General features: G+C 51.3%; 22 protein-coding genes. 21 read left to right on the top strand and 1 reads right to left on the bottom strand.

The window, feature by feature from the left end; translation table 11 throughout:
• Positions 1-10: 10 nt before the first annotated feature.
• The 10 genes from AC506A_RS15725 to AC506A_RS15680 all read left to right on the top strand — a co-directional run bounded on the left by AC506A_RS15725 (position 11) and on the right by AC506A_RS15680 (position 7,033).
• The gene (locus tag AC506A_RS15725) at positions 11-688 is read left to right on the top strand and encodes a hypothetical protein (protein ID WP_495461963.1); all 678 of its coding nucleotides are present in this window, start codon (positions 11-13) and stop codon (positions 686-688) included.
• Between the two features lie 181 nt (positions 689-869).
• Positions 870-1,592 carry an SAF domain-containing protein gene (locus tag AC506A_RS15720; protein WP_495461962.1) on the top strand — a complete coding sequence of 241 codons (723 nt, stop codon included), beginning with the start codon at positions 870-872 and terminating at the stop codon, positions 1,590-1,592.
• Positions 1,589-2,494, top strand: a complete 906-nt coding sequence (locus AC506A_RS15715; RefSeq protein WP_495461961.1) for a CpaE/TadZ family protein — start codon at positions 1,589-1,591, stop codon at positions 2,492-2,494. Before AC506A_RS15720 ends, AC506A_RS15715 begins: the two co-directional genes overlap by 4 nt.
• Positions 2,494-3,909: an ATPase, T2SS/T4P/T4SS family gene (locus tag AC506A_RS15710; protein WP_495461960.1), complete on the top strand. Its 1,416-nt coding sequence runs from the start codon at positions 2,494-2,496 to the stop codon at positions 3,907-3,909. The genes AC506A_RS15715 and AC506A_RS15710 overlap by 1 nt, the downstream gene beginning before the upstream one ends.
• Entirely contained in the window at positions 3,906-4,844 is a 939-nt protein-coding gene (locus AC506A_RS15705) for a type II secretion system F family protein (RefSeq protein ID WP_495461959.1), read from the top strand. The genes AC506A_RS15710 and AC506A_RS15705 overlap by 4 nt, the downstream gene beginning before the upstream one ends.
• A gap of 19 nt (positions 4,845-4,863) precedes the next feature.
• A complete protein-coding gene (locus AC506A_RS15700) occupies positions 4,864-5,754 on the top strand; it encodes a hypothetical protein (protein ID WP_495461958.1) in 891 nt (296 codons plus the stop codon).
• Positions 5,755-5,784: 30 nt separating this feature from the next.
• Positions 5,785-5,937, top strand: a complete 153-nt coding sequence (locus AC506A_RS15695) for a hypothetical protein (protein WP_495461957.1) — start codon at positions 5,785-5,787, stop codon at positions 5,935-5,937.
• Between the two features lie 12 nt (positions 5,938-5,949).
• Positions 5,950-6,096, top strand: coding sequence for a hypothetical protein (locus tag AC506A_RS15690; protein WP_495461956.1), 147 nt, complete (start codon positions 5,950-5,952; stop codon positions 6,094-6,096).
• Positions 6,093-6,518: a hypothetical protein gene (locus AC506A_RS15685; RefSeq protein ID WP_495461955.1), complete on the top strand. Its 426-nt coding sequence runs from the start codon at positions 6,093-6,095 to the stop codon at positions 6,516-6,518. Before AC506A_RS15690 ends, AC506A_RS15685 begins: the two co-directional genes overlap by 4 nt.
• A gap of 26 nt (positions 6,519-6,544) precedes the next feature.
• Positions 6,545-7,033, top strand: coding sequence for a hypothetical protein (locus tag AC506A_RS15680; RefSeq protein ID WP_495461954.1), 489 nt, complete (start codon positions 6,545-6,547; stop codon positions 7,031-7,033).
• An 80-nt stretch (positions 7,034-7,113) separates the two neighbouring features.
• Here AC506A_RS15680 and AC506A_RS15675 read toward each other — a convergent pair whose 3' ends face one another.
• Positions 7,114-7,872, bottom strand: a complete 759-nt coding sequence (locus tag AC506A_RS15675) for an SDR family oxidoreductase (protein ID WP_495461953.1) — start codon at positions 7,870-7,872, stop codon at positions 7,114-7,116.
• 200 nt (positions 7,873-8,072) lie between these two features.
• Here AC506A_RS15675 and AC506A_RS15670 point away from each other — a divergent pair, with 200 nt between their 5' ends.
• From AC506A_RS15670 to AC506A_RS15620, 11 genes are all read left to right on the top strand, one after another.
• Positions 8,073-8,675: a TetR/AcrR family transcriptional regulator gene (locus tag AC506A_RS15670; protein WP_495461952.1), complete on the top strand. Its 603-nt coding sequence runs from the start codon at positions 8,073-8,075 to the stop codon at positions 8,673-8,675.
• A gap of 188 nt (positions 8,676-8,863) precedes the next feature.
• Positions 8,864-10,096, top strand: coding sequence for a M24 family metallopeptidase (locus AC506A_RS15665; protein ID WP_495462420.1), 1,233 nt, complete (start codon positions 8,864-8,866; stop codon positions 10,094-10,096).
• Positions 10,097-10,332: 236 nt separating this feature from the next.
• Positions 10,333-11,379, top strand: coding sequence for a mannonate dehydratase (gene uxuA / locus AC506A_RS15660; RefSeq protein WP_495461951.1), 1,047 nt, complete (start codon positions 10,333-10,335; stop codon positions 11,377-11,379).
• Positions 11,380-11,393: 14 nt separating this feature from the next.
• The gene (locus AC506A_RS15655; RefSeq protein ID WP_495462419.1) at positions 11,394-12,263 is read left to right on the top strand and encodes a sugar phosphate isomerase/epimerase family protein; all 870 of its coding nucleotides are present in this window, start codon (positions 11,394-11,396) and stop codon (positions 12,261-12,263) included.
• Positions 12,260-13,432 carry a Gfo/Idh/MocA family protein gene (locus AC506A_RS15650; RefSeq protein ID WP_495461950.1) on the top strand — a complete coding sequence of 391 codons (1,173 nt, stop codon included), beginning with the start codon at positions 12,260-12,262 and terminating at the stop codon, positions 13,430-13,432. The genes AC506A_RS15655 and AC506A_RS15650 overlap by 4 nt, the downstream gene beginning before the upstream one ends.
• 35 nt (positions 13,433-13,467) lie before the next feature.
• The gene (locus AC506A_RS15645) at positions 13,468-14,280 is read left to right on the top strand and encodes a sugar phosphate isomerase/epimerase family protein (RefSeq protein WP_495461949.1); all 813 of its coding nucleotides are present in this window, start codon (positions 13,468-13,470) and stop codon (positions 14,278-14,280) included.
• Positions 14,267-15,352 (top strand): Gfo/Idh/MocA family protein, encoded by a 1,086-nt coding sequence (locus AC506A_RS15640; protein ID WP_495461948.1) that lies wholly within the window; start codon positions 14,267-14,269, stop codon positions 15,350-15,352. Before AC506A_RS15645 ends, AC506A_RS15640 begins: the two co-directional genes overlap by 14 nt.
• Positions 15,353-15,441: 89 nt before the next feature.
• On the top strand, positions 15,442-16,311 hold the full coding sequence (locus AC506A_RS15635; protein WP_495461947.1) for a helix-turn-helix domain-containing protein: 870 nt from the start codon (positions 15,442-15,444) through the stop codon (positions 16,309-16,311).
• Positions 16,312-16,350: 39 nt separating this feature from the next.
• Positions 16,351-17,127 (top strand): SDR family oxidoreductase, encoded by a 777-nt coding sequence (locus AC506A_RS15630; RefSeq protein ID WP_495462418.1) that lies wholly within the window; start codon positions 16,351-16,353, stop codon positions 17,125-17,127.
• 94 nt (positions 17,128-17,221) lie between these two features.
• Positions 17,222-18,151 carry a LysR family transcriptional regulator gene (locus AC506A_RS15625; RefSeq protein WP_495461946.1) on the top strand — a complete coding sequence of 310 codons (930 nt, stop codon included), beginning with the start codon at positions 17,222-17,224 and terminating at the stop codon, positions 18,149-18,151.
• Between the two features lie 216 nt (positions 18,152-18,367).
• Positions 18,368-19,234 carry a transporter substrate-binding domain-containing protein gene (locus tag AC506A_RS15620; RefSeq protein ID WP_495461945.1) on the top strand — a complete coding sequence of 289 codons (867 nt, stop codon included), beginning with the start codon at positions 18,368-18,370 and terminating at the stop codon, positions 19,232-19,234.
• The last annotated feature ends 14 nt before the right edge of the window (positions 19,235-19,248 follow it).

Genomic DNA, 19,248 nt, shown 5'->3' with positions numbered 1-19,248 from the left:
TGAGGTGAAGGTGCAGATGGCCACAGGTGCAAGAAGAAAAGTACGAATTACCGGAACAGGCTCAACCTCAGGCGGTTCTTATGAAAGTATCCGTGTATTAGGTGAAGGGCAAGTACTTGGCTCCATAGAGAGTGAATCCCTCCATAGCGTGGGGAACTTATCCATATCAGGGGATTTGAAGGTCGGACATTATCGCCAGGTTGGGGAAACGAACATTCGAGGCGATGTCTATGGCGCTCAGATGCATGTGCTGGGCGAGTTAGATACGACAGGAAGTATTCGCAGCAAGTCGATGAAGGTTCGGGGTCAGCTGGATGTTCGGGGGGAATGTGAGGCAGAATATTTTGATGTTCGAGGCGGATTTCATATTCATGGCTTGTTAAGTGCGAACGTGGTCGAGATTCATCCGTGGGGACCTTGTCATGCCAAAGAAATTGGCGGCGGACGGATCAATGTTCGGCAAAGCAAATGGGGCGGATTGAAGCAGTGGTTCACTAGGCAGCGTCCGATGGAGCTGGCGAGCGAGCTCATTGAGGGCGAGAACATTTACTTGGAATATACGACTGCCGATGTCGTAAGAGGAACGAACGTTACCATCGGACGAGGTTGCAAGATCGGGTTAGTCGAGTATCGCAAGTCGCTGAAGGTAAGCAAGGAATCGATCGTAAACGAAGAAATAAAAAGATAACATTTTTTGAGAAAATGCCAATTTATGCTAGACAGTAATTATTGTGTCTGTTATTATGAGTTCAATATTATAGTAGCAGATATTTAGCGACCGCTATGCGAAGAACGCAAGCTTGGGCTCCATGCCCTGCTTGCGTTCTTTTTTTTGTCTATCGCTTGATAAACTGCGGAAAGGAGTAGCCATGAATCGAAAGCGTCATGTGTGGGTTACCGCTTCGGCTGCCCTCTTATCGGGCTTGCTTGTATACGGAGTGTACGTTCTGCAGCTGCGTCAGGTGAAATTTCAAGAGACGGTGAACGTCGTTGTTCCTGTTCGGTTCGTAGCTGCGGGGGAGCGGCTGACGACGGAGATGCTAGGTGTGAAGCAGATTGCGAAAGCATCTTATGTTCCGGAAATGTTCCTGCGCGCGGAAGAGATGGACGGCATGGAGGTGATTGTGCCGCTTGGCGCAAACGAGCCTTTACTTAGCTGGAAGGTGGATAAATTTCGGTTGCTGCCAAGTCGAGAGCAATCTACTTTTCAAATTCCGCGCGATTATGTCCTCTCCGTCTCGAATGGGATACGTGCCGGAGACCAAGTAATGCTTTATTTATCAGGGGAGTCTGTAGAGTCCGCTCGGTTGTTTGCTGAATCGGTAACAGTTGCTTCAGTAAAGACTTCAGGCAATCTTGAGATCGACGATACAAGCAATTCTAATCTGATGTCGCTTGCCAACTCGGACAAAGAAGGCATGTATGCCGCCAGGCGGGATGCGAACGGCATGATTGATTCCGTCAATTTGAATTTGACGGAAACGCAGTGGCTGAAGCTCGATTCGATCTGTAAAGGCGGTAATAGCAAAGTGGTCATCGCTTACTCGTCCGAATCGCTTGATGTTGCAGCAGCCAAGGAGGAAGTGCGATGAATGAGTTTGCCGCCGATGCCGCTAATGGGATCACTTCAGGTCACGGCCTCGGTGCTGGTGCCGCCACATCGAACCCGATCATCACATTTCTCGGTACTACACCCAATATCGGTACGACAGCTGCGGCTTTCGCCACGGCCTGCCGAATCGCGGAGGAGAGCGGGCGGTCAGTTGGGTATCTGTGCTTGAATCTCAAGAGTGCCAAGGCACATCGTTTCCTTGGCATTGATAAGCCTGGCGCAACACTGGATTCGTTACGTCCGGAGCTGCTTACCGGTTCGCTGCATCCGGACAAGCTGCTGCGTTCCATGCACCGCTGCCGAGGAGTGCAGGATCTGCATGTGCTGTTCGGCAATATTATGCGAGATCAAGCTGAGTTCTTCACCATTGAAGAGATGGAGCATTTGCTTACCGTCGCTGAACAGACATTTAGCGTCGTGATCGCGGATGTCGGTGCTTATTGGGATAATGCAGCAACGCTTTGTGCGCTCCGCAAGGCACATAAACGAATTATCGTAACGACAAGCGCGTTGTCTCATTTTCAGGAGGACGGACAGCGCTGGATCAAGCAGCTTTCCGGTATGTACGGCATAGCTGCTCACGATTATGAAGCGATTATCATACATCAGCCCTGGGGCAAAGGAGAATTTCATGTGAAGGATATTTGTAAAGAGCTTGGTGTGACGTTTCTAGGGGAGCTGGCGTTGTCGGAACCGCTGCTCTCACAGCTGGATAGTGGAACGCTCGATGAGTGGCTGCTTAATGACGAGAAAGGGAAGACGGTCATGAAGGAGCCTTCGAGGAAACTCATTGAGCATTATGGCTTGAAGCGGCAAATGAGGATGACGGTGCAGCCTTGGTATAAGAAGCTGATAACCCACCGCGGCGGAGTAAGTTCCTGATGAAAGGCGACGGACGTTTCTCGCCGTCGGCTTTCTCGGCGAAGTTATTGGCGGTTGAATCGGTGGCTGATGCTGCAGCTCCAATAGCAGAGCATGATGCGCAGCGGGACTTCAACCGGTTATCGGAAGACGTGCGTGCCTACTTGGCGCTGCCGCGCGGCGAGACAGAGGAAGAGCGGCGTGAATACAACGAGAGCTTGAATCGAGCAGTACTTGGGTACACGTATGATCGGGAGCGAATTCTCGCGGTCATTGCAGATCGACTGCTGCGGCAGCGAATTCATGAGCTCCCCGGCTATCAGCATCCGTATGCGACGCTTGCAGAAGCGCTATTCGCCGAAGTAATTGGTATGAACGTGCTGGAGCTGGTGCTGCAGAAGCGGGAGGGGCTGGAGGAAATTCAGGTTGTGGGCAAGAGGATATTTGAAGTGCGTGATGGACGAAGTATGCCGTCCCAATATGCCTTTGAATCACTCCGCGAGGTGGAGCGCATACAGCAGAACCTAGTGCTTTACAATAACGATCGCATCAATCCGCGCAAGCGATGGGCGGAAGTCATGCTGCGCGACGGTACTCGGGTCACGATGACGGGCCACGGGTTTACAGCTCAACCGACGCTTACATTGCGCTTCTATACCGTTAGACGATTTCACCTGGAACAGCTTGCGCGAGAGGAATTAGGAACGCTTAACGAGTGGATCCGGCGGATGTTGATGGCCGTTCTGGAAGCGAGATTTAACATTGTTGTCATCGGGCCAACGAACTCCGGCAAGACCAATCTCATTAAGGCGCTGATCGGTGAATTGCCGGACGAGGAGCGTATCGTAACGATCGAGGGCAGGCATGAGCTGATGTTGATGCGGGATTTTCCTACCAAGAATGTGATCGAATACGAAGCAGATGAGGAGGATGTAATGCACCGCTCTACGCAGGCGTTCAAGCTGGCGCTGCGTCAGTCGCCACAGCGAATCATTCATGCTGAAATAAGAGACGAGGATGCCAACATCTATGTGCGTGCGTGTACGAGGGGACATGCAGGCAGCATGACGACGCTGCATGCCAATATGCTTGAGGATGTGCCCGAAGCGATTGCAGATATGTGTATGCTCGACGGCCGGGGGATGAACCCGGAGCGGTTGACGAAACGGATAGCAGAGTATGTGACTCAGATCGGCATTGAGATGCGTATTGCTGCGGGACGACGCCGGCTGGTTCGGCTGGCGGAGATGGGCTGGGCCGATGGAGAAGTGTTTGTCAGAGATTGGGCCGTATTCGATGATGAACGAGGTGACTGGCGGTATCCTCATGGGCCGTCTGCGGCGGCGCAGGCTAGGTTGACTTCGAGTTCTGTGGAGCATTGGGGCGCAGTATGGCTGCCGGATCTCGCGAGCATGGCAGGAGTTGAGCGGGAATGATCGTCAAGCTGGGGCTTCTTACATTCATCCTTGCGCTCTTCAGTACGGTTTATGTTGCAATTCGAGGATTGATGGGGTTTTTGCTGCATCGTCAGCAAGTTATCAGCAGGCTGCATTATCGCCGAGATCGCGGTGTTCATGAACGGTTTACACGATTTCTACAGCGCTTCGACCGCGCATACCGGCATCTATCTGAGCTGCTTGAATCACTTCAGCTAAGCTGGCGTCCTGGTTCATTTGCTATTACTAGCCTGCTTCTCCTGCTGATCGGAACCTCTTTCGGGGCACTGTTTTTTCAAAGTGAGAAAGGTGCGTTCATGCTGGGCTGCGTGCTAGTCACTGCGCCTTACATGCTTCTTCGGACGATGCTTGTGCACCGGCAGATGAAAACACGGATCGATTTCCTGCCGGCGGTGGAGCTGTTCTATCAGTGCTGCCTTATAAGCGGAGGCAGGCAGATTAAGGCGGCGCTTCAGCGGACAGTGGAGGAGAAACGGCTTCTGGGGCCGATGCAGGCTGTGTTTGAACAATTGTACCGAAATGTATCCGTGCGTGGAGACGATGAAGCCAGTTTGCGAATATTTGCCGCATCGCTCGGACATGTGTGGGCCGATTATTTTGTCAATATTGTAAGGGCGGGGCTGGCAGAGGGCCATCCGGTCGCCGCAAACTTAAAGGATCTAATTACCGATATGCGTAAAGCGCGCAGAGCCAATCAGCAAGAACGCAATAAGCTGCTTGAGATTCGTATCGCGAACTTTTCACCCATTCTGTTTCTCCTTCTGTTTATCGGGATCAACTTCCATTACAATCCCGAGAATGCCTACCAGTATTACATTGTCGATCCTGCAGGGAGAGATTTATTGCTGAACGCGGGCATGATGATATTCGGTTCTTTCGTGATGGGGTTATGGTTGTCTCGCAAAAAAATGTGAAGGAGGTTCATAACGAACCATGAGTGATTCTATTACGAAAGCGGTCATGTGGGCAGCGCTTGGCGGCCAATACGCCGCGTTATTCATACTCTTCGCCTCGCTATTGAAGTTGCTGACGTTTAAGAAACCGCGATATGTGCATGTAATGCTGCAGCATTGGCGGAGGAAGACAGTCAGCGCTCATTGGCTCGCACTTGCAAGGATTAGCCGTGAAGACAGCTCATTTAAGGAGCGAGAACGATTACTTGCCGGATGTGGCTTTACCGGCGATGCGGCTTTATATGTGCTGATGCGCCGACTTTTCTTCCTTCTTACTCCGATCTGGGCGACGGCAGCGTACGGCTTTACTTTTTTGGAGTTGGAAGCTTTGCCGAGGGTGAGCGTTCCTTTGCTGCTGTCTATCGTCATCCTGCTCTTGCTTTGGGACATCCCATGGCTGGAAGCCATTCGGAAGACGAGGGCAGAGCGGATGACGAAGGAGATTTATATCGTCAGTAATCAACTGCTCTATCTAGCGGGCTCCTCGCTTCATATTCATACGAAGCTGATGCGCTGTTTGCCTTACACGCGGACGATGCGAAGCGAGCTGCAGATGCTGCTTGGCGAGTGGTACCACGATGCAGAGGGAGCGTTAAGGCGGCTTAAGCTTCGGCTTGGTACCGAAGAGGGCCTGAGCTTCGTAGAGACGATCGATTCCCTTCGGCTTCATGAAAGCGATCAGTATTATGAACTGCTGCGAGAGCGCATCCAAGATTATAAGGAGAAACTGGAATTGGCCAAGGACAACCGCAAGGAATCAACCTCCTACTTGTTGTTTGCCATAGCAGGTCTTCCAATCATGTATACCTTTCAAATTTTCATATACCCGTGGGTACGAGAAGGTCAGAAGCTGTTCAGCACGCTCAATTAGAAGGTTGATGTTAATGAAGGAGGTGAGGACATGCGGAATATTTTGATAACCGTCATGATGCTTGTGGTTGTTGTCCTGTTGTTTAATGCGATTGTTGCCAAAGATACGACAGGTACAAAGGATCAAATTGAAACGCAAGGAAATGCGGCGAATACGAAAATCAACACCATTACGGTTCCATAAGGAGGCAGTAGCATGCGCTCGCTATTGATGACGCTGCTGCTGATCATCGTTGCTGTCATGCTTTATAATGGCGTAACCGGCGGCGAGCAGGGGACGAACGCTCAACTGGAGCAATCCGGCCGACATATGAGCGATGGGATTCGGAGGATGAGCCCTTGAAGAGCCTGCTTGTATTTATCCTCTTGTCTGCAATGATGTGTTGGTTTATGTTTTCTCCGATTTACAAGCATGTCATGATTGTTCGGCAGGCTGTTCTCCAGCAAGAAGTAGATTACTTACTGGAGATAGGCGCTAATGGCGATCACGGATATATTAATGCGGCAATGCTGCAGGAATCGAGGCTTCGCTTGGCTCGATATGGCCTACTCCCAAGCTCCATTGATTTCGTAGTCAGCTCAGGAAATGGGGCCACGGCAACAGATCCTAATCAACCGCTGCTTCGGGGAACTTCCTTGTCGCTGACAGCAAGTTATCCCATCGAAGGCTTGCTCTCCATTGACCGGTTAATCGGGCTTGAGCCTCCGCCAGCGAATACGCAACTGAAAGCCTTCGGGATGAAGATGAGTGAATATGTCCCGTAAGCATTCCGGGGAGAGGAACCTGCCGAATGTATAAGCTTGTTCTTACCATGATGATGATGGTTGTATGGATGCTGCTTCACGCTCTTCAAACCGATGAGGAGCTGGCTATTACAGCTTTGTTCCAAGGCAAACATGCGGTTAATCGCGCCGCGCATGCAGCAGCGCAGCAAGTGGACCCAACTGCGCTGGCAGAAGGCAGGCTACACATCGATGAGCTTGCGGCAAGCAGGGAGGCCGGGCTGTACTTGCAGCGCAATCTGCAGCTTGATGAGAGCGGGCAGCCCTTACCCGGCTCTTACTTACAGGAACGAGTGGAGGTCGTTGATTTCCAGGTGATCAACGGAGACCCGGCGGCTTTTCCATATACCTATCGAAACGATAGCTTTAATTATGAAGTAACGCTGCACCGACCCGGCGTTATACTTATAGCTAAGATTGTGTATCCCCGTGTATTTAGTGTAATTGAGCCGATTGAATGGACGATTAAAGGAACAGCGGAGTTAACGTCAAGTTGAGATTGAGAAAAGGAGCAGTTCCTTCAACATGTTGAAGGAACTGCTCCTTTGTCATAAGATTTCGTAGTTAAGAAATTGTATTAATAAGCCGTCCAGCCAGCATCGGCTGTGACCACGGTACCGTTGACAAAGCTTGCATCATCCGAGGCCAGGAACAATGCCACCTTCGCGATCTCTTCCGGCTCGCCTGCGCGCGGGTTGAGGTTGATGCCGGCCATCGCCCGTTCCATACCGAATGGGTTGGGGCTTGTGATCGTGGTGCCAATGTTGGTATTAACGCCTCCTGGCGCGATTGCGTTACAGCGGATGCCTTTCGGCGCGTATTGGAAACCGACGTTCTTCGTCAGGCCGACAACGGCATGCTTCGCAGCGGTATAAGCTGCGCCTGCACGAGAGCCCATCAAGCCGCCCGCGGAAGCGATATTCACGATGACGCCGCTTTGCTTCTCGAGGAAGATCGGAATGACTTTACGAATCGTTCTCATGGGGCCTGTTGTATTAATGGCAAAGATACGTTCCCAAAGCTCGTCCGTCAAGTCACCTGCAGGCACGAAATTGTCCATAATGCCGGCGTTGTTAACGAGGATATCGACAGTGCCATAGTTCTCGACTGCTGTATTTATGAGAGACTGAACGTCTTCTTCTTTCGCAACATTAGCTGCAATAGCGAATGCCGTTCCGCCTTTGGCTGTAATTTCGTCTACAACAGATTGCGCGGCTTCCAAGCGAAGGTCTGATACGGCGACCTTGGCACCTTCTGCTGCGTACAATTGTGCGATGGCTTTTCCCATGCCAGAAGCGGCACCTGTGACAACTGCAACTTTTCCGGATAATCTCATGATCATATCCTCCTATGTTTGTTGTGTTAAACCTGTTGTTTCATGAAATAATAAACACATGTTCAATAGAGAACATCTGTTACTTTGATTATAATGAAGATAAGAAACAAGCCACAATCAGTAAAAACAGCACTTTTGTCAGGTAACGAACAGATTGGCCGATAGTGTTCAATAAGGAAACCAAGAAAGGATTGGCAGGTATGAATGACAGTGACAAAAGAACAGACCGCCGGATCCTCCGCAGCAGGGCGGCATTACGGCAAGCGCTCCTGACGCTGATGGCGAACAAGCCGTTCACCACGATTTCCATTACTGAAATTGTGGAGTTGGCCGATTATAACCGCGGGACCTTCTATTCCAATTATGAGAGTAAAGAAGCACTGCTTGATGATATCATGTCCGATTTGATTGCAAAGTTATTGCTTTCCTTCCGTGTGCCGTATGAGCAGGTAGAGATCTTTCATGTGGATCAGCTGCAAGCGCATTCGGTTAAGCTGTTTGAACATATTTACGAGCATTCCGCTGTCTACACCGTGATCATGAAGAGCGACATGCTGATGGTTCTCCAGGAGAAAATGTTTACTGCGATCAGAAATATCCTCCAAGAAGAGCTTGTCTATACCAAGTCAGACATCGATGAAGAGCTAATGAGCATCTACTCGATCCGTGCGCTGCTCGGGCTTGTCTTCCATTGGGTGGAGAGCGGGTATAAGCATTCACCGGCCTATATGCAGGAGCAGCTGGTGAAAATCATCAACTATCATCCGACGACGGCGAGGACCTCGGTAAAAGGGAAAACCTAGACCTATAAAAGAGCGGGCAATCTGTGCAATCTGCTCGGAGGATCGACTGCTTGACAAGAACGGACTATTTATACGAATTAGAGGAACAGCGGAGCTAACGCCGAGTTGACGGAGCCGCTGTTCTTTTGTTGTAATGGAGGAAATAAGCTTGGAGCAAGGAGCGGTTGCGCGTGCAGGTGAACAGTGGAATGGCAGGGACGGCAGAAACAGTGCAACAAGTAGAAATCGTGGCTCGCATTAATCGGCTGCAGCAGTTAATGGCGAAAGCGGATATACATGCTTTTCTGGTCACGCAGCATGTGGACCTTTATTATTTTACGGGCTCGATGCAGGCCGGATATGCATTTATTCCTGCAGAAGGTGCGGCAGTGTTTTATGTGAGGCGCAGTGTGGAGCGTGCTATTCAGGAGTCGGGCGTTCAAGTACAGTCCTTGACCTCGCTGCGCCATTTCCGAACTCAGCTGGAGCACGATCATCCTGCCGTGTTTGGCAGCGGCGCCGCCCAAGGGTTGAAGATTGCGACGGAGATGGATGTTCTGCCGGCATCGACGTTCGCGAAGCTTGCTGAAGTACTGGCAGGCAGCAGCAAAGATTGTTCTCTGGTAGACGGCTCGACACTGGTTCGGCGTGTACGGATGGTTAAGTCGCCATGGGAAGTAGGACGGATCGAGTCTGCCGCACAGGTTGTCGCAGAAGCGCTGGAAGCCGCTGTCGGCATCATTAAGGAAGGTCTTACTGAGCTTGAGCTGATGGCTCGAATCGAATACGAAATTCGCATTCGCGGTCATATCGGACTGATGCGTACGCGAAGCTACAACATGGAAATTACGACGGGAATGCTCGGCTCAGGAGCGGCTGCTGCCGTTCCGAGCGCTTTCGATGGTCCGGCAGGTGGGCTGGGGCTTGGACCAGCATTCCCGCAAAGCACGAGCCGCAAATCGATCATGCGTGGGGAGCCAATCCTCATCGACATCGGCTGCTGCATCGATGGCTACATTATCGATCAGACGCGAACCGCTGTTATCGGCAGTCTGCCTGATGATTTGGCGGAAGCCTACGCGCAAGCGGAGCTCATCATTCGCCAATCGGAAGCGCTGATGCGACCGGGCACATCCAGCGAGTCTATCTATGCTGCAGCGCTGAAGCAAGCTTCCGATGCGGGCCTTGCCGATCATTTTATGGGGTATGGCACCAATCAGGTCAAGTTTCTTGGTCACGGCATCGGACTTGAGGTAGATGAATGGCCTGTGCTGGCGAAGGGTTTCGGCGATCCGCTCGAAGCCGGCATTACGCTTGCGGTGGAGCCTAAATTCACTTTCCCGGGACGCGGTGTCGTCGGAATCGAGAACAGCTACCTTATTACCGATACTAGCTGCCGACCTCTGACACGATCACCTGAAGGGTTGATCATCGTACCATAATGAACAAGATAAAGCTGTTTGCGAGTTCACGATACGTTGCTCGCAGGCAGCTTCTTTGCATTTCCAGAGGCCTCCAGCTTAACTCAAATACGGTACTTCTCTCCCTCATTTAACTGTGGTTAAGGTAATCTTGAAAGCGCATTATCAATGAGGGCCGCTGTGCTACAATAATGCTGACTTCATATGCCATGACGCCAACAGCAACCCAATTATCCATAAACAAGAGGTGCAGTCCGATGAAAATGACATTCAGGTGGTTCGGCAAGGACGACCCCGTTACCCTGCAAAATATTCGCCAAATCCCTGGTATTTACGGGATTGTAACTGCGCTCTACGATGTCCCTGTCGGCGAAGCATGGTCGATGGAATCGATCAATCGGCTGAAAGAGACGATTGAAGCGGAGGGACTTCAATTAGCCGTAGTCGAAAGCGTTCCGGTACACGAAGACATCAAGCTGGGACGACCTTCACGCGACCGACTTATTGAAAATTACAGTCAAACGATTCGCAGACTGGGCGAAGCCGGTGTTCCTGTCATTTGCTACAACTTTATGCCCGTGTTCGACTGGACACGCTCTCAATTAGCCTATACGCTGCCGGATGGGTCCACCACATTGACGTTCGAGGACGAAACCATTTCCCGGATGGATCCTGTCAACGGCGACTTATCTTTGCCGGGCTGGGATCAAAGCTATACGAAGGAAGAGATGGGACAGCTCATCGACTCCTATGCTGAAGTAACGGAGGACGTACTTTGGAGTAATCTTGCTTACTTCTTGGAGCGTATCATTCCTGTTGCAGAAGAGGCAGGCGTTGTCATGGCGATTCATCCGGATGATCCGCCTTGGCCAATCTTTGGATTGCCGCGCATCGTCAGCAACTTCAATCAACTGAAACGTCTGACCGAGCATGTCGACAGTCCATCGAACGGCATTACTTTCTGTTCCGGCTCACTTGGCGCAAACGAAGACAACGATTTAACTGCGATCATTCGCCATTTTGGCTCACAAGGAAAGCTGCATTTTGCCCATACAAGAAACATCCTTCGTACAGGTCCGCGTTCCTTCCAGGAATCGTCGCACCGCTCATCAGACGGCTCTATCGATATGGTGCGGATTCTGGAGGCACTCCACGAAACCGGCTTTACCGGTCCGCTTCGTCCGGATCACGGACGCATGATTTGGGGCGAACAAGGCCGTCCCGGCTATGGACTCTATGATCGCGCGCTTGGGGCAACGTATTTGAACGGTATTTGGGAAGCGATTTCAAAAATAAGGAGCTGACCCTACATCCTATGTTGAAATTATCTGTGTTCACGGTTGCGACCCCGGACCTTACTCCGGAAGAGCTTTGCGAGGCAGCGTCTGCTGCAGGAATCAGCGGCATTGAATGGCGCTGCAAAGATACACCGGCAGAGCTCCGCAAGGAGGCACCATCCTACTGGGGAAACAATATTTGCACACTCTCCCAGCATGCAGATGAGGAAGAGAGTACCCGTTTCGAGCAAGCCGCGATTCGATCTAACATGAAGACCATCTCCATTACGCCCTATATTCAGTGCGGCGACATTGAAAGTACGGAGAATGTCATGCGGCTCGCGAAACGTTTTGGCGCATCCATGATTCGCGTTGGCGTTCCCGGTTACAACCGTATCCGCAATTACAACGAACTTTATGAGGAAGCGATTGCCTACCTCAATGAGGTGGAGGAACTCTCTCGCCAGTATGGCGTTAAAGCGCTCGTTGAAGCTCACCACGTGACAATCGCGCCAAGTGCATCGCTCGCGCACCGGCTCGTATCGCCTTTTGATCCGGATTGCATCGGGGTGCTCTATGATCCCGGCAATATGGTATATGAAGGCTTCGAGAATTATCGGATGGGCATGGAACTGCTCGGTCCTTATTTGGCACATGTTCATGTCAAGAACGCAGGTTGGCAAGCGCCACGCTCAGAAACGTCAGATCCGCTGCAATCCCAAGAATGGTCCTGCAGCTGGCGTCCCATTGCTAATGGTCAGGTGCCGTGGAAACAAGTGCTCCGCGATTTGAAGGCTGTAGGATACGACGGCTGGTTTGGCGTTGAGGATTTCAGCAGCACCTATGATACACGAACGATGCTTCGTACATACGCCAATCAAATGAAAACTTGGATGGAGGAGATCGAATGAAACAGCTTCGCTACGGCATTATCGGAATTGGAAACATGGGCTCAGGCCACGCAACCATCTTGACTTCAGGCACAATCAAGGGGGCTGTGCTCACTGCGGTTTGCGACGGTTTTGAAAGCAAACGGGACTGGGCCAGAGAGAAGTTTGGCGATAAAGTCGCTGTATTTGAGAGTGCTGAGGCGATGATCGATTCCGGCCTTATTGATGCCGTTGTCGTCGCTACACCGCATTATGATCATCCTACGGAAGCGATTCATGCTTTCAGCAAAGGCATGCATGTATTGATCGAGAAACCTGCAGGCGTCTACGCCAAACAGGTGCGGGAAATGAACGAAGCGGCTGCGGCAAGCGGCAAAACCTTCGGTATCGTCTACAACCAGCGGATGAATCCGCTCTATCAGAAGCTGCGCGAAATGATTCAATCCGGCGAGATCGGCGAAGTTCGCCGCATCAACTGGATCATCACGAACTGGTACCGGACGCAGGCTTACTACGATTCCGGCACTTGGCGCGCAACATGGGGCGGCGAAGGCGGCGGCGTTCTGATCAACCAATGCCCGCATAATCTTGATTTGTGGCAGTGGACAACAGGCATGATGCCAACCCGGATGCGTGCATTCTGCCAATTCGGCAAGAATCGAAATATTGAAGTCGAGAACGACGTGACGGCATACGCCGAATATGAGAACGGGGCAACAGCGGTGTTCATCACATCAACCTCAGACGCGCCGGGCACGAATCGCCTTGAAGTATCCGGAAGCCGCGGCAAAATCGTAATCGAGAACGATAAAATGACCTTCTGGCGACTGCGCGAAGAGGAAGCTGCTTTCAACGCACGCAACTCGGAACCATTCGCTTCACCGGAATGCTGGAAAATCGATATCCCAAGCTCAGGACCCAGCCCGGAGCATGCAGGCATTTTGCAAAATTTCACGGATGCCGTCCTGCTTGGAACGCCGCTCGTTGCACCGGGTGAAGAAGGCATCAAAGGATTAACTCTCTCCAATGCGATGCATTTGTCCACGTGGCTGGACGGATGGGTGGATCTGCCGCTGGACGAAGCACTTCACGAAGCAGAGCTGAATAAACGAATCGCCAGCTCAACTTTTCAGAAGCCTTCGACATCTGCAGCTGAAGCCAAACCGGCTGATCTGACAGGTACGTTTTAATAACGGTAACCAATCGATAAGGGAGAGTGGCCCCATTGAATAAGAAGCAAATCGCTGCGCAGCTCTATACGCTTCGCGATTATTGCAAGACTGCCGAGGATCTCGATGCCTCATTGAAGAAGGTTAGAGAAATCGGCTACGAAGCCGTTCAAGTGTCCGGAATCGGACCAATCGCGCCGGATGAAGTCAAACGCATCTGCGACAGCCACGGACTAACTATCTGCGCTACCCACGTCTCCTATGACCGACTGCTTAACGATTTGGACGCGGTTATTACGGAGCATCTGTCTTGGGGCTGCAAATATGTCGGCTTAGGCGGCTTGCCGCAAGAGTATCGCCATAACCGTGAAGGGTATACGACTATGGGCGGTATCCTCTGTGAGATCGGTACAAGACTGGCCGCTGCCGGTCTGGAACTTGTGTATCACAACCATAAATTCGAATTCCAGAAATTCGAAGGCGCGACAGGTATGGACTGGCTGCTCGAAGCCTCTATTCCGGCTCCAGGCGAAGTGCCGGCATTCAGCTTCGAGCTGGATACGTACTGGGTACAAGCGGGCGGCGCTGATCCGGTCTCTTGGATTCGCAAAGTAGCTCATATGAAAGTCGTCCATTTCAAGGATATGGCTATTGTGAATGACCAGCAGGTGTTCGCCGAGGTCGGAGAAGGCAATTTGGATTGGCAGGGCATCCTGCATGCTTGTCGGGAAACAGGTGTTGAGTGGTACGTTGTCGAGCAGGATGTATGTCCGGGAGATCCGTTCGAGAGCTTAGCAATCAGCTACCGTAACTTACAGCAATGGGCTTATCAGACTGAAGAGGAGCTGGCGGGCGATGTCACAGTTTAACCGAAACGACGGCATGAACTACGCGCCGGTATCGATCGTGAAACCTACCGCTGTAGTTGGACCGGGTGAATTCGTGTTCGCCGCGCTGGGACTCGATCACGGTCATATCTATGGCATGACGAACGGACTTCTTGAAGCAGGCGCAACGATCAAATGGGTATACGATCGCGATCCGGCTAAAGTGGAGCAGTTTCTGAAAACCTATCCGCAGTCGGTTGCAGCGGCCTCGCCGGAAGTCATTCTCGAAGATCCGCAGGTGAAGCTGGTTGCATCGGCGGCCATACCGTCCGATCGCGGCCCGCTTGGCGTTACGGTCATGAAGCACGGCAAAGATTATTTTGTAGACAAAACCCCGTTCACCACGCTGGAGCAGCTATCCGAAGCGCGAGCTGCTGCCGCGTTAACGGGGCGCAAGTATATGGTCTACTACAGCGAACGGCTGCACAACGAAAGCGCGATTTATGCCGGCAAGCTGCTGGAGGAAGGCGCCATCGGTCGTGTCGTCCAGGTTATCGGAACAGGCCCGCATCGGTTAAATAAACCATCACGTCCGGACTGGTTTTTCCGCAAAGAACAGTATGGCGGAATTCTCTGCGATATCGGCAGCCACCAGATCGAACAGTTTCTGCACTTTGCGGGCTGTAAGGACGCGACTGTTGCGAGCAGCAAAGTTGCCAACTATAACAACCCGGACTACCCGGAGCTGGAGGACTTTGGCGATGCGACGCTCGTTGGCGACAATGGGGCGACGAATTATTTTCGCGTGGACTGGTTAACGCCAAACGGACTTGGCACATGGGGCGACGGACGGACGATTATTCTGGGTACGGACGGGTATATCGAGCTGCGCAAATATATCGATGTGGCTCGCGACAAGAGCGGTGATCATGTCTATCTGGTTAATCACGAAGGAGAGCATCATCTCACGGTTGGCGGCCAGGTAGGCTTCCCGTATTTCGGCGAGTTGATTCTCGACTGCCTCCATCGGACAGAGAATGCGATGACGCAGGCACATGCTTTTAAGGCGGCGGAGCTCTGTATGCTCGCGCAAAATAAAGCCGTCCGTTTGTAAAGGAATCTATACAATGGAGAAGTGCGACATGGTAAAATCATTTCATTAGGATGCGCCTTATCGCGGCGCCTCAAATGGAGGGGAACTGTGTGCCGCTCACGATGCAATGGCAGCAGCCGATCGAGCTCATGTACCGGAACGATGAACCATATCCGGGGGCTCAATTTCATTCGCATGCCTTTTATGAGATGTATTATTTTCAAGAGGGCGAATGCAATTATTTGATCGGCGACAAGCTGATTACGCTCCAGCCCGGTGATTTGATTCTCATGCACGGAATGACGCTTCATTGTCCGAACCCTGCACCGCACCGGCCTTATATCCGCACGATTATACATATGGATCCGGCTTATATTCATAAAGTGCTTCAGGCGGATACGGCTGCCATGCTGCTGAAGCCGTTCGATGAGCTGCGGAATATCCGTATTTCGCTTAGCCCGCAGGATCAAGCAGAGCTTGAAACGCTGCTGGCTGAGATGGATCAGCTGTATAAGCGGACGAACGAAGCTGGTGTGCGAACGGCCTATAATCGGTTTGTCATGCGGGTCATCGAGCTTCTGCATCTCATTCGGGATTGGTGCAGCGAGCCGGTTAATGAGCGGGAGCATCGTTCCCAGAAAGAGCAGCATGTCCAGCGTGTCATCTCTTACTTGGAGGATCATTACCTCGAGGAAGTGACGCTCGATCATATTGCCAGTGCCCTTCATTTGACGAAACCTTACCTGTCCAACCTCTTCAAAGATGTTACCGGTACAACGGTATTCAAATACTTATATAATCGGCGGATCAATCAGGCCAAAATGATGTTTCGGCTCGAGCCCAGGCAGTCGGTTTCGGAGGTTTGCCGCGCTGTAGGATTCCACCATCTGCCGCATTTCAGCAGACTGTTCAAAACGACAGTCGGTGCAAGTCCGGAGACGTACCGGAAGCGGATGCTCCAGCTCGTTGCCGAAAGCTAAAGCCTTGCGTGCGCCGCCGCACATACGGAGGCGTTCAATATCGGAAGCTCATTGTTTGATTTAACGGGCCGTACGGCGGTCTTAATTGGCGGCGCAAGTACGCTCGGCAGCGTCATGGCTGAAGCGATGCTTGACCATGGTGCGCATGTGGCACTTGTCGTCCGCAGCAAGGAAAGAGCGGAAGAGAAGCTTGCACATCTGCTTGAAACAGGCCGTGCTACGCTGTTTGAGGCGGATGCTGCGGTGAAGGCAGATCTCGAGCGCGTGCTCGGAGAGATTAAAGTCTGGGCGCCAAACGGTCGAGCGGATATTCTGCTGCATGCGGCCGGCACCAACAGTGCAACACCGTTCTTTGATATTTCCGAAGAAGAGTGGGACCGTATCATGGATGTCAACGCGAAGAGTGTTATGCTGGCCTGCCAAGTGTTCGGTCGATCCATGATTGACGCCGGCCACGGCGGAAGCATCATTACGATCAGCTCCGTCTCGTCGGGGCCGCCGCTCTCTCGCGTATTTACGTATTCGGCTTCGAAGCATGCCGTGAACAGCATGACACAGTTTCTGGCGCGTGAATTCGCGCCGCACGGGGTGCGTGTCAACGGCATTGTACCGGGGTTCTTCCCGGCGGAGCAGAATCGCGCCATTCTATCGCCGGAGCGGGTGGAAAGTATTATGAGCCATACGCCGATGAAGCGCTTTGGCGATCCGAAGGAGCTGCAAGGGGCAGTCGTCTGGCTGGCCTCTGAGGCGGCATCGGGCTATGTCACGGGCTCGCTGATTCGCGTAGACGGCGGCTTTGGAGCGATGACGATTTAACAACCAATACGGCTTGTTCCTCATCACATGTGGAACGGCTGTATTTTTTTTATAAATATTCTACTTTACAATATCATAAATCCGAGTTATCTTATTGGTTAAATATGTATTGGTCAGCAGTGTCGATCCGGAGGTGGTTACCGTCAACATAGAAAATATCGAAGCGTTTGTGTACGTCATCCACTGCGGAAGCTTTAATAAAGCCGCGGAAGCTTTATTTTTATCCCAGCCCTCTGTTACGGCACGTATACAATCACTGGAGCGTGAACTGGATTGCAAGCTGTTCGACCGGAACGGAAAGCAGATTCAGATTACAGAAGAAGGAAAACGTTTCCTGCCGTATGCGCAGCAGCTTTTGCTGACTTACCAGAAGGGCAAGCTGAACATTAGCCGAAAGAAGATGCCTGAGGAAATCAGGATCGGCTGCACGGTTTCCGTATCCAACTACATCATCCCGCAGCTGATGCCAAGGCTTCAGCGCAAATTCCCGAATATCTACTACAAATTCGTTACAGGCACAACCGACGAAATTGTCTCCAAAGTACTCAATAAGGAAGTCGACGTCGGCTTCGTTCGCAAAGTCAATCATCCCTCCCTTCATTCCGTCAAATTTTACGAAGACCCCATTTCTCTATATGCCTACGAGGATCATCCTTTTATCGGGAGAACAAAGCTTTCAGTCGAAGAGATTGCTCTGCAGCCGCTCGTCTTCTTCGAATGCGGAGCGCTCGACTGGCTCAGAATTCACCGGGTATTCGAGCATTTGGAGCAGCCGCCTAACATTCGGATTCAGACGGACAATTCGGAGATGGCCAAGCGGCTCGTCATAGGAAAAACAGGGATTTCTTTCCTTCCGGGATTAAGCGTACGGGGAGAGGTAGCTCAAGGAAAGCTGATTCCACTTCGGGTAACGGAGACGGAAGGGATATCTTTGCAGACGAACGTCATCTCCTGCCTTGGCGAGCATACGCAATTATTTTCCGAAATCATGGAAATTGGAAAACGCCTATTCGACGAGCAGTAAAAGGGCTGACCTAGATGTCGCGAGACAGGGTCAGCCCTTTCGTTTTCTCATAAACATAGTAAGTAAATAGGAATTATCGGATTTTTTGATTCACATATTGAAAATCTCTATTAGACGATGGTTGAATGCGATGATATCGTTAATCTCAACATTAATTCTTACTTAACCGCTAGGAATTATAAGTTTAAATGATCGACCAAAAACGGAGGGGTTACCATGAAAAAAACAATCGTATTGGCAGCAAGTCTTATTCTGATTCTCACCTTGTCGGCTTGCGGCACCAAGAATAATAACGCAGGCAACGCAGCTACAAACAATGTCTCATCCGACACCACGGCTGCAGCTGACTCAGAAGCGCCGCAAGAAGTAAAGAAAATCGTCGTAGGAACAGGCAATCAGTTTCCTAAGGTCGCATTCGTCGACGAAAGCGGTAAGCTTACCGGCTACGACGTTGAATTGATCAGAGAGATCGATAAGCGTCTTCCCGAATACGAGTTCGACATTCAAGTACTGGAATTCAAAAACATTCTACTAAGCCTGGAAACGAAGAAAATCGATTTGGCCGCTCATGAATTCGAGAAAAACCCAGAGCGCGAAGCCAAGTACTTGTTTAACAAAGAGTCTTATGCGCACTGGAAAAACAAAATCATCGTTTCCAAAGACAACAACGATGCGATTGAATCGCTCGACGACCTGAAAGGGAAGAAAATATTCACGACTGCCACTAGCGCCGAGGCGACGATTCTGGAGAACTACAACAAAGAGCACGACAATGCGCTGAACATTGTATACTCCAGCGGAGCAGCGAATGACGCCTTATCCCAGATTACATCTGGTCGCGTAGAAGCTACGGTTGGCGCGGACTTCGTGCTGCCGATCATCGATCCGGAAGGCAAGCTGAAAACCGTCGGCAAAGAGCTTAGCGAAGCGGATATTCTGTTCTTGTTCCGCAAGAACGATCCGGAGCAGCAGACGCTGGCGGATGCAGTAGACCGGGCGATTCTGGAAATCAAGGCAGACGGCACGTTATCCAAAATCAGCAATGAGTGGCTTGGATTCGACGCAACCGTATCTGAGAAATAGACACTAATCAAGAA

The sequence above is a fragment of the Paenibacillus sp. N22P23 genome (assembly GCF_059383735.1).
This window is presented reverse-complemented; position numbering and strand designations above follow the sequence as displayed.

Bases quoted from the DNA above. Each gene is read 5' to 3' on its own strand.
- AC506A_RS15640 (WP_495461948.1), top strand. From the start codon at position 14,267: ATGTCACAGTTTAACCGAAACGACGGCATGAACTACGCGCCGGTATCG.
- AC506A_RS15705 (WP_495461959.1), top strand. From the start codon at position 3,906: ATGATCGTCAAGCTGGGGCTTCTTACATTCATCCTTGCGCTCTTCAGT.
- AC506A_RS15620 (WP_495461945.1), top strand. From the start codon at position 18,368: ATGAAAAAAACAATCGTATTGGCAGCAAGTCTTATTCTGATTCTCACC.
- AC506A_RS15690 (WP_495461956.1), top strand. From the start codon at position 5,950: ATGCGCTCGCTATTGATGACGCTGCTGCTGATCATCGTTGCTGTCATG.
- AC506A_RS15670 (WP_495461952.1), top strand. From the start codon at position 8,073: ATGAATGACAGTGACAAAAGAACAGACCGCCGGATCCTCCGCAGCAGG.
- AC506A_RS15720 (WP_495461962.1), top strand. From the start codon at position 870: ATGAATCGAAAGCGTCATGTGTGGGTTACCGCTTCGGCTGCCCTCTTA.
- uxuA (WP_495461951.1), top strand. From the start codon at position 10,333: ATGAAAATGACATTCAGGTGGTTCGGCAAGGACGACCCCGTTACCCTG.
- AC506A_RS15715 (WP_495461961.1), top strand. From the start codon at position 1,589: ATGAATGAGTTTGCCGCCGATGCCGCTAATGGGATCACTTCAGGTCAC.
- AC506A_RS15650 (WP_495461950.1), top strand. From the start codon at position 12,260: ATGAAACAGCTTCGCTACGGCATTATCGGAATTGGAAACATGGGCTCA.
- AC506A_RS15675 (WP_495461953.1), bottom strand. From the start codon at position 7,872: ATGAGATTATCCGGAAAAGTTGCAGTTGTCACAGGTGCCGCTTCTGGC.
- AC506A_RS15700 (WP_495461958.1), top strand. From the start codon at position 4,864: ATGAGTGATTCTATTACGAAAGCGGTCATGTGGGCAGCGCTTGGCGGC.
- AC506A_RS15665 (WP_495462420.1), top strand. From the start codon at position 8,864: ATGGCAGGGACGGCAGAAACAGTGCAACAAGTAGAAATCGTGGCTCGC.
- AC506A_RS15695 (WP_495461957.1), top strand. From the start codon at position 5,785: ATGCGGAATATTTTGATAACCGTCATGATGCTTGTGGTTGTTGTCCTG.
- AC506A_RS15710 (WP_495461960.1), top strand. From the start codon at position 2,494: ATGAAAGGCGACGGACGTTTCTCGCCGTCGGCTTTCTCGGCGAAGTTA.
- AC506A_RS15680 (WP_495461954.1), top strand. From the start codon at position 6,545: ATGTATAAGCTTGTTCTTACCATGATGATGATGGTTGTATGGATGCTG.